General features: G+C 67.9%; 7 protein-coding genes. 2 read left to right on the forward strand and 5 right to left on the reverse strand.

All coding sequences use genetic code 11. The features are described from left to right. Nucleotides 1-104: 104 nt before the first annotated feature. The 4 genes from AB1A62_RS20830 to AB1A62_RS20845 form a co-directional block, all read right to left on the reverse strand. Nucleotides 105-1,280 (reverse strand): hypothetical protein, encoded by a 1,176-nt coding sequence (locus tag AB1A62_RS20830; protein ID WP_366663382.1) that lies wholly within the window; start codon nt 1,278-1,280, stop codon nt 105-107. Between the two features lie 2 nt (nt 1,281-1,282). Further along, nucleotides 1,283-3,121 carry a glycosyl transferase gene (locus AB1A62_RS20835; RefSeq protein ID WP_366663383.1) on the reverse strand — a complete coding sequence of 613 codons (1,839 nt, stop codon included), beginning with the start codon at nt 3,119-3,121 and terminating at the stop codon, nt 1,283-1,285. 159 nt (nt 3,122-3,280) lie between these two features. After that, the gene (locus tag AB1A62_RS20840) at nt 3,281-3,934 is read right to left on the reverse strand and encodes an ABC transporter ATP-binding protein (protein WP_366663384.1); all 654 of its coding nucleotides are present in this window, start codon (nt 3,932-3,934) and stop codon (nt 3,281-3,283) included. Nucleotides 3,935-3,944: 10 nt separating this feature from the next. Further along, nucleotides 3,945-5,303 carry a sugar transporter gene (locus AB1A62_RS20845; RefSeq protein ID WP_366663385.1) on the reverse strand — a complete coding sequence of 453 codons (1,359 nt, stop codon included), beginning with the start codon at nt 5,301-5,303 and terminating at the stop codon, nt 3,945-3,947. A 119-nt stretch (nt 5,304-5,422) separates the two neighbouring features. Here AB1A62_RS20845 and AB1A62_RS20850 point away from each other — a divergent pair, with 119 nt between their 5' ends. Continuing rightward, a complete protein-coding gene (locus AB1A62_RS20850) occupies nt 5,423-6,274 on the forward strand; it encodes an ABC transporter permease (RefSeq protein WP_366663386.1) in 852 nt (283 codons plus the stop codon). A gap of 27 nt (nt 6,275-6,301) precedes the next feature. Here the strand turns inward: AB1A62_RS20850 and AB1A62_RS20855 are convergent, their stop codons facing one another. After that, the gene (locus AB1A62_RS20855) at nt 6,302-7,336 is read right to left on the reverse strand and encodes a glycosyltransferase (RefSeq protein WP_366663387.1); all 1,035 of its coding nucleotides are present in this window, start codon (nt 7,334-7,336) and stop codon (nt 6,302-6,304) included. Nucleotides 7,337-7,643: 307 nt separating this feature from the next. Here AB1A62_RS20855 and AB1A62_RS20860 point away from each other — a divergent pair, with 307 nt between their 5' ends. Further along, complete coding sequence (locus AB1A62_RS20860) at nt 7,644-8,978, forward strand: UDP-glucose/GDP-mannose dehydrogenase family protein (protein WP_366663388.1); 1,335 nt, start codon at nt 7,644-7,646, stop codon at nt 8,976-8,978. Nucleotides 8,979-9,039 lie beyond the last annotated feature (61 nt).

Raw genomic sequence — 9,039 nt, forward strand, 5'->3', positions numbered from 1 at the left:
GCCCCGTTCCGCCGCCCTTTCAGCGGTTCCGCCCTACCCCAGGACACCGCAAAAGGAAACGTCTAGTTGCCGCCGCCCCCTGTGCTGCCCGATGCTGCCCGGTGTCAGCCCGCGCCGGCCTGCTGGGCCGAATTCGCAGCCCATTGCGCGCACAGTGCAGCTATGGCCTGCAGGTCTGCATCGCCGCCGCACCAGTCCGGCCGCGTCTCCAGCTGCGCCAGCAGCTGGCCGCAGGCCCCGGCCTCCGGGACCGGCCGTTCTGCCAGGATCCCATCCAGGCCGGCAAAGAACCCGGCCCGCCCGTCCAGCGCCCCCAGCCAGGCATCGACCGGTGCAAACCGCTCTGCCAGCCGCGCCCGGCGGGCCGCGCCGAACAGCTCGACGCTGCTGCTGGCCGGCAGTTTCAGGCGGGGCGTTTGCCTTGCCAGCGCCTGGCGCAGCCGGTCCGCCTGCTCCGGCGGCAGCCGCCTGTTTCCCTTCAGGACAATCTCGTAGGCGGCCCGGTGCAGGGAGTCGTTCTCGCGCCGCTCCGGCGCAAGACCCTTCGGCAGCACCAGCCCGGTTTGGGCAAAGAAATCCGCCACCGAGCCGCCGCCCGCCTGCACATCGGCGTAATCGCGCAGGATCAGCTGCGCCTCCGGCAGCGCCTGCAGCCAGGCTTCCAGCATCCGCCGGTAGTCGAAATGAATGCCCCGGAAATAGTCTTCGCCGCCGCCCCTGCGCAGCGCCTTCACCCGGTGGCCGAATTTCAGCCGCTGGCCGTGCCAGGACGCCAGATAGTCGTCGATCCGCCGCAGCGTCGCCACCACGGTGAATTCAGCGCCGGGGAAGCCGCCTGCCAGCTCTTCGATCAGCGCCGTGCCATAGGTGCCGAAATTGGCAAACACCTCAGCCGCGAGGATCACCGTATGCGGCCGGGAAAAGCGGATCTGCTGCTGGATCGCATGCTGCATCTGCGCCAGGCCCGGCAGCAGCTTGTGATAGCCGGGCAGCGTCCACTTGCGGCGCGCGGCCAGCATCCGGAAGGCCAGCGCATTATGCGGCTCGCGCACATTGACCGGCAGTGCCCCCCGCGGCCGCTGCCCGCCCGCGGCGGCGGCCAGATGCGCCATGCCCTCGAAATCGGTGAACGGATACAGGATCCCCTGCTGCGCCAGCGCCGCCGCATTGCGGGCCAGGAAATCCTGCAGCGAGGTCGAGCCGGCCTTGTGGTGGCCGATGAACAGGATCACCTGCAGCGGCGCTTCCGCGGCGAAGGGGCGGAGTATTTTCTTGACCATCTTCACGCGGCGGGATCCTGCTGCAAACCTTCTCCGGGGCGGTCCATCGCCAGCTTGGCCCGCCAGTAGCCTTCGCTGGTCAGGCGGCCATAGGCGCCGCGGTAGCGGGCGGCCAGCCCGTCATAGGCCTTCAGAAAGGCCCGGGCGTTTGCCGCAAACCGGCGGATCTCGCGCCAGGCCGCAGGCTTGTTGTGGCGCACCGTGTAATATTTGTCGAGCGCGGCATTGAGATAGCTGATCTCCGCCGCACCCCAGGCATGGCCGAGGCTGTCGCGGCAGTCCGCCTCCAGGGTGATCCGGCGCCCGATCCGGGCATAGAACGGCAGCAAGAGCCCGTTGAGGCTCAGCTTCATCAGATGCCGCAGCCAGGCCGGCGGCGGCTCCCGGCGCAGCGGCGGCAGATCCGCCTCCGGCTTCAGGTCCTGCCAGGCCTCGTCGCCCGCCAGCGCCTTCAGATCGCCGCGGCGCGCGACCAGATCCGCATGGGCATCAAAGAACTCCGGCCCCTGCAGCACATCCTCCACCGCCAGGTTGATGGCGGCCAGGGTGCCGTAATGCATCCGCGGCAGGTTCCGCAGGAAGAACCAGACGGCGATTTTCAGCACCCCCCAGGCCCCGACATCCAGCGCCGGCAGGCTGAGGTGATGCGCCATGTGGCTGCGCAGGTCCAGATACCAGGTCTGCGGGCTTTGCTTCTCGGTAAAGCTCTCCTGGAAGGAGACCACCCCGTTGAGGCGCACGATATTGAAGCGGTTGACCAGCGAGAAGCTGACATCATCGCCGCGCACGAAGAAGGGAAAGGCCAGATGCTCCGCCCGCTCCAGCGGGAAGGCGAAATACCACCAGCCGCCATAGAGCTGCGGCGGCGGCGGGCCGGAGACCTCCCATTCCATGTCCGCGGCCTGTCGGAAATCGCGCAGGTCGGTGCCCATGTGCAGCGGCCGGCAGCGGGTGAAGAAGCGGGCGCCGTTCTCCCAGATCTCCCAGCGGCGCTGCTCGCTGATCATCGCCCCGGCAATGGCGGTGGCGGGGTCCTCGGCATAGGCCAGCAGCATCCAGGTGCGCTCCAGGCTGCCCATATGGATCGAGGCATCGTCATCCATGAACAGGCAATGGCTGGCGCCGCGGGCGCGCGCCTCCAGCAGGCCGCGGGTGAACCCGCCGGCGCCGCCCAGATTCTCATTGGCGATCACCGTGACCCCGTCCCGCGGCGGCAGGTCCACCGTGCGGCCGTTGTCGGTCACGATCAGCTGCAGATGCGCCTTGATCCGGGACTGCGCCCGGAAGGCGGCGAAACGCTCCGCCGTGCGGGCCGCTTCGGCCTCGCGCCGGAAGGTGGTGACGGCCAGCGCCAGGCCGGGCTGCCGGCGCGGCGCATCCGCCGTCTGCCAGCCCGCCCGCGCCAGGGCGGCGGGGCCATCCGCAGCCTGCAGCTCAAAGAAAATCAGCCCGCGCTGCCCCGCCGCCGCCAGCAGCGCGCTCAGATCCAGCCGCGCCGGGCGGCCGGGGGCCAGCTCAGCCCTATGCTGCTGCTGCTGCCAGGCGCCCTGCGGCAGCGCCATAAAGACGGTGACCGCGAAACAGCCCTCCCCTTCCAGCAGCAGATGCAGGCTCTGCAGGCGGCACTGGCGCTGCCAGGTGCCGGCGTTGAACAGGTTGAACCAGGTGTCGAAGCGGGCGCCGCTGCCGGCCGGGAACCGCCAGCCCTGGTCGTCCGCGGCCGGCCCGGCCGCGCCCTGCAGCCGCAGATAGAGACCGCGCTCGGTGCAAATCCCCGCCTCGGGCCATATCAGCGGCTGCAGAGTGGTGAACCCGGCTGTGCCTGCCCTCGCGTCTTTCATCCCGTTCCCTTTTCTGCCCCGCCGGCCTTTGCCGCTGCATACTGCAGCCGGGCCCGGAAGTACACGCCCCCGGGGGCGCAATTCCGGCGCCGCGCAGACCGCCGCCGGCCCGCTTTCAGCCCGGCGGAAAAACAGGCTCTAACAAGGCCGCACCGCCACTCAGGCCAGCATGTCCTCATGCAATTCGATGGCCTCTTCCAAGTCGTCGAAATAGCGGATCCGCCCACTTTCCAGCACCAGGCCCGCGTTGCAGAACTGGCGCACCTGGTGCATCGAGTGATTGACCATGATGGCGCTGGACGTCTTCATCCGGTCGGCAAAGACCTTGCGGCTTTTCCGCTTGAAGGCGGCGTCGCCCACCGCGGTCACCTCATCGACCAGATAGGTATCGAAGCGGATCCCCATCGAGGCGCCGAAGGTGAGCCGCGAGCGCATGCCGGAGGAATAGCTGCGCATCGGCATGTCGTAGAATTTCCCCAGCTCGGCAAAGGTGCCGACAAAATTCACCAGGTCATCGGTGTCGACGCCGTAGATCCGGGCGATGAAGCGCACATTCTCCGCCCCGGTCAGATCGGGGTGGAACGAGCCGCCCAGCCCCACCGGCCAGGAGATGGTGCCGTCCGACACCACCCGCCCGTGATCGGGGCGCAGGGTGCCGGCGATGATCTGCAGCAGCGTCGACTTGCCGGCGCCGTTGCGCCCCAGAAGCGCCAGCGAGCGCCCCGATGGCAGCGTCAGGTTCAGATTGTCGATGACAATCTTGCGCTCGCCCTTGAGCCAGAAGCTCTTGGTCAGGTTCTCGAACCGGATCACCGCCCCGGCCTCAGCTGCGGTCGCGGATCGAGTAGTAGATCAGCGTCCCGATCGACCAGCCCAGAAGCAGGAACAGCCCGGCCAGCCCGGTCATCACGAATCGGCGGGGGTATTCCGCCTCCTCGGCCAGGGTCGGGGTGATATAGGTGGCCAGGTAGCGGCTCTGGCGGGCCGCCTCGTCGCGCGCCAGCTCCAGCGCCGCCAGCGCCGCGCGGTAGGTTTCCTCGGCAAACTCCCGGTCCACCGTGAGGCGCTCGTATTCCGAGATCAGCGACGGGTAATCCTCGCCGACGCCGCCGGTGTCGGTATTGCTGGAGGCAAAGGTCTGGCGCTCGATGTCGATGCGCGCGCGGATCACATCGATCTGCTGCAGCGCCTTCTTCAGCCGCACGTCGCCCTCTGCCACCGTGCCGGTCAGCAGATCGTATTCAATGAGCGCCTCGGCCAGCTGCTCCTGCAGGTTGTTCATCACCCCCATGCGGCCCTGGATGTCGGCCTCGGGATCGACGATGCGGGTGCGGGTGCGGAACCGGGTCAGCGCCTCGCGGGCGCGTTTGAGCCGCTCCAGCGCCTCCGCCAGATCGGCCTCGGCATAGCGCATCGCATCGGCATGCGCCTGGTCATTGAGCGCATTGATGCGGATCTGGCTTTCCTCGACGATGGCGCGGGTGATGGCGCGGGCGGTTTCCGGATCATAGGCGGTGACCTGCACCTCGGTCAGCCCGGAGCTGCTGTCATAGGAGATGCGGGCGATGCGCTGCCAGAACCAGACCAGTTCCTCCAGCGTCGCATCGGGCCAGATCGAGAACGCCCAGTCGCCGGGCCAGTGCTGGCTGTAATGGGCGCGCAGGTCGACCCGGGCATTGACCGCCCCGGCCATTTCCTGGCTCTGGATGAACTCATAGAGGATGTCGCCGTCCGACGCGGTGGAGGCGCCGGCAAAGCTGGCCAGCCCGCCCAGGAGGTCGCTGGCGCCGGAGCTTTCCTGGCTGCGGACGGTGAAGCCGGCAGTGGAGGCATACTGGTCCTCCGCCACTGCAAACAGGTAGAAGACCGCCGCCGCCAGCGGTGCCAGCACCAGCGCCGCGAAGCTGGCCAGCAACCCCCAATGGCGCTGTTTCATCTGCGCCGGGCGGGCCACCGGAAAGGCGGGCTGCTGCGCCCTGAGCGCTTCCAGCTCGGCCTCCGCGGCCTGGGCCCGGCGGCGCCACTGTTTCAGCTTCCCGGCCTCCGGCTCCGCTTTGGCAGCCGGTTTTGCGGTCCGGCCCGGGCCGGATTCCGGAGCGGCTGGCGGAACTGCCTGCGGGGCTGGCCCCGGATTTTGCGGGCCGGGGCTGATTGCTGCCACGGCCGGGCCCTCTTTGGTCATACTCTGCCTATTTTCGTGTGCGGCGGTTTGTCATTGCCTGGGTTTTCGCTCATAGTATCGCCCGCAGCAACCCCGTTCACAACCGCACATTCCCCTCACATTCGCAAGCGCTCCCCGCCATGGCCAGTTCCTCTTCCGCCGCCGCCGCCGCGGCCTCAAATTCTCCGGCCCCGATTCCCCCGGCCCAGCTCCCCAAGCCGCACCGGCGCCGCTTTGCCGCCCTGCGCACCATCGGCGCGCTGATGCTACGGGAAATGTCGACCCGCTACGGCCGCACGCCGGGCGGCTACCTCTGGGCGGTGCTGGAGCCGGTGGCGGCGGTGCTGTTCATGTCGATCGGCTTTTCGCTGGTGATCCGCAACCCGTCGCTGGGCACCAGCTTCCTGCTGTTCTACGCCACCGGTTTTCTGCCCTTCAACCTCTACCAGGGCATTTCCACAACCGTGGCCCGGGCGATCGGCTTTTCGCGGCCGCTGCTGAAATTCCCTGCCGTCACCTGGGTGGATGCGGTGCTGGCGCGCTTTCTGCTGAATGCGCTGACCGGCGGCCTGATCGCCATCCTGCTGCTCTGCGGGGTGCTGGCCGCGATCGACAGCCGCACCGTGCTGGACCTGCCGCCGGCTGTCGGCGCCATGGGGCTGGCGATGGCGCTCGGCCTTGGCGTCGGCACCTTGAACTGCGTGCTCAGCGGGCTCTACCCGTTGTGGGACGTGGCCTGGTCGATCTTCACCCGGCCGCTGTTCCTGGCCTCGGCCGTCCTGTTCATCTATGAAGACCTGCCGCCGCTGGCCCAGAACATCCTGTGGTATAACCCGCTGGCCCATATCACCGGGCTGATGCGCACCGGCTTCTACCCGACCTATACCGCTTCATATGCCAGCAGCACCTATGTGCTGCTGGTCAGCCTGGTGCTGACGGTGCTGGGGCTGGTGCTGATGGGCCGGTTCCACCGCGACATCCTGAACCGCTGAGGCGGCCGCGCCGCCGGGCGGGCAGGCTCAGTCGCCGCCCTGCCCCGCCGCCAGCGCCATCACCCGGGCGTGGCTGCGGCGGGTGTCGCGGCGCATGCCGTCGCGCACCGCATGGCGCCACAGCCGCAGATAGGCCTGCCGCTCCCCGGCGCCGTAGCGCCCGGCCGTCAGCCGCCATTTCACCGCCACCAGCAGCAGCAGCGGCCAGAACAGGATGCCGCCCGCGGCCGCCCGGTACATCATCAGCCCGTTGCGGTAGGCGTAATAGACCTTCCACAGCGGGGAAAACACCCGCTGGCGGTCGTTCTGGAAGGTGGAGCAGTCATGCTCGAAGGGCAGCCCCGGGTCGAACAGGATCTTCTCGCCGCGCCGCCTGAGCCCCAGGGTGTAGATCACGTCATCGCCGTAAAGGAACAGGCCCGGGTCCGGATAGCCCGCCGCCGCCACCATCCGCCGCGGCAGGAACAGCCCGACAAAGGAGGTGAGATCAATCGGCCGCGGCGCCTTTTCCTCATAGGCGCTGTAGGGGATGTGATAGCCGTCGCGCGCTTTCAGGAGCGTGCGCAGGAAGACGGCGGGGTTCCAGAACGGGTTCACCGAGGGGCGGTTCATTTCGCAGATCCGGCCGTCGGGGAAAAACACCGCCGCCGCCAGCGCGGTGTCCAGCGGCCGCGGCCGGGCGTGGAAGGCGGCAAAGGTGCCGGGCGCGGGGCGCGCATCGTCATCCATCACCACCAGCCAGTCCGGGCCGTGCGCCTCCATCGCCCGGCGCATGCCCATCTCGAAGCCGCCGGCGCCGCCGCGGTTTTCCGCACTGGTGCAGACGTCGAGCCTGGGGTCGTCCTTCGAGGCCAGCCAGGCGCCGGTGCCGTCGCTGGAGGCATTGTCGGCCACCACCACCGCCGCCAGCTCATGCTCCGGGCTCTCCAGGAGCCGCGCCAGCGTCGCCTTCAGCTTGTCCAGCCGGTTGTGGGTCACCACCACCGCCACCAGGCGGCCCGCACCTGCGGGGGCGGCGGATGCCGGGGATGTGGTGCCGGGGGCCTCTGCTGCTGACGCCAAAGGGTGCTCCTTGCCTGTGAGATGAATCCGGTGCTGCACGTGCGGGTGCGAAAACTCATAATTCCCAGCCCCTGTCAAACCCTTTCCCCGTCCGCGTTTGCCGTGCCACAATAGGTCCGCTTCGGACCGAATGTTTCGCGCGCGAAACATTCGGTCCGAAGCGGACCTATTATCCCTCCTGCCGCCGCCCGGCGCACGGCCGCTGCAAAAAACCGGTTCCGGCCCTGTCCGCCCGCGTATATCCTTCTAATCTCATAACAACGGCGGCACCCAAGCGGCCGGCAGGGGATTGGGGAAAGGGCATTCCATGCGTATTGCAATGATTGGCACCGGCTATGTCGGACTGGTGTCGGGCGTCTGTTTTTCGGATTTCGGCCATGACGTGATCTGCGTCGACAAGGACGCGGGCAAGATCGAACGGCTGAACCGGGGCGAGGTGCCGATCTACGAGCCGGGCCTGGACCGGCTGACGGAGAAGAACGTGGCCGCCGGGCGGCTCAGCTTCACCAGTGATCTGGCCGCCGCGGTGGACGGCGCCGAGGCGGTGTTCATCGCCGTCGGAACCCCGACCCGGCGCGGCGACGGCCATGCCGACCTCACCTATGTGATGGCCGCCGCCGAGGAGATCGCCGCCGCGCTGACGGGCTACGCGGTGGTGGTCACCAAATCCACCGTGCCGGTGGGCACCAACCGGCAGGTGAAACAGGTGATCGCCAAGGCCAATCCGCAGGCCGATTTCGATGTCGCCTCCAACCCGGAGTTCCTGCGCGAGGGCGCCGCGATCGAGGATTTCATGAAACCCGACCGGGTGGTGGTCGGCGTTCAGAACGAGCGCGCGGCAGAGGTGATGGCGGAGATCTACCGCCCGCTTTACCTGCGCGACTTCCCGATCCTGACCACCGACCTGGAATCGGCGGAGCTGATCAAATACGCGGCCAATGCCTTCCTGGCCGCCAAGATCACCTTCATCAATGAAATCGCCGGCCTCTGCGAGCGGGTCGGGGCGGACGTCAAGGAAGTGTCCCGCGGCATCGGCTTCGACGGCCGCATCGGCAACAAGTTCCTGCATGCAGGCCCCGGCTATGGCGGATCATGCTTCCCCAAGGACACCGCGGCGCTGGCGCGGATCGGCCAGGACCATGCCTTCCCCCTGCGCATCACCGAGACCGTGATGCGGGTGAATGACGAGGTGAAACAAAGGATGGTCGAGAAGCTGCGCGATGCCTGCGACGGCTCGTTCAACGGCAAAACCATCGCGGTGCTCGGCGTCACCTTCAAGCCCAACACCGACGACATGCGCGAAGCGCCGAGCCTGACCATCGTGCCCGCTTTGGTGGGCGGCGGCGCCAAGGTCCGGGTGGTGGACCCGCAAGGAAGGTCCGAGGGCGAGACCCTGCTGCCCGGTGTCAAATGGGAGGACGACCCCTATCAGGCGGTGAGACAAGCCGACCTGGTGGTGCTCCTGACCGAGTGGAACGAGTTCCGGGCGCTGGATCTGAAGAAACTGGCCCGCGAGATGGAGGTGCCGCGGATGGCGGACCTGCGCAACATCTACTCCCCCAAGGCCGCCAAACGGGCCGGGTTCGAGACCTATGTGGCGGTGGGGCGGGGCGCCTGGACGGCGCCGGAAACGGCCTCCTGATATAGATCCGGTTCGGACCAAATGTTTCGCGCGCGAAACATTTGGTCAATCATGCTGACCT

Source organism: Leisingera sp. JC11, from assembly GCF_040704725.1.
Lineage (GTDB): Bacteria > Pseudomonadota > Alphaproteobacteria > Rhodobacterales > Rhodobacteraceae > Leisingera.

What these genes read in the sequence shown, in the direction of transcription:
- AB1A62_RS20850 (WP_366663386.1), top strand. Translation starts at nt 5,423, where the DNA reads ATGGCCAGTTCCTCTTCCGCCGCCGCCGCCGCGGCCTCAAATTCTCCG.
- AB1A62_RS20835 (WP_366663383.1), bottom strand. Translation starts at nt 3,121, where the DNA reads ATGAAAGACGCGAGGGCAGGCACAGCCGGGTTCACCACTCTGCAGCCG.
- AB1A62_RS20830 (WP_366663382.1), bottom strand. Translation starts at nt 1,280, where the DNA reads ATGGTCAAGAAAATACTCCGCCCCTTCGCCGCGGAAGCGCCGCTGCAG.
- AB1A62_RS20860 (WP_366663388.1), top strand. Translation starts at nt 7,644, where the DNA reads ATGCGTATTGCAATGATTGGCACCGGCTATGTCGGACTGGTGTCGGGC.
- AB1A62_RS20845 (WP_366663385.1), bottom strand. Translation starts at nt 5,303, where the DNA reads ATGACCAAAGAGGGCCCGGCCGTGGCAGCAATCAGCCCCGGCCCGCAA.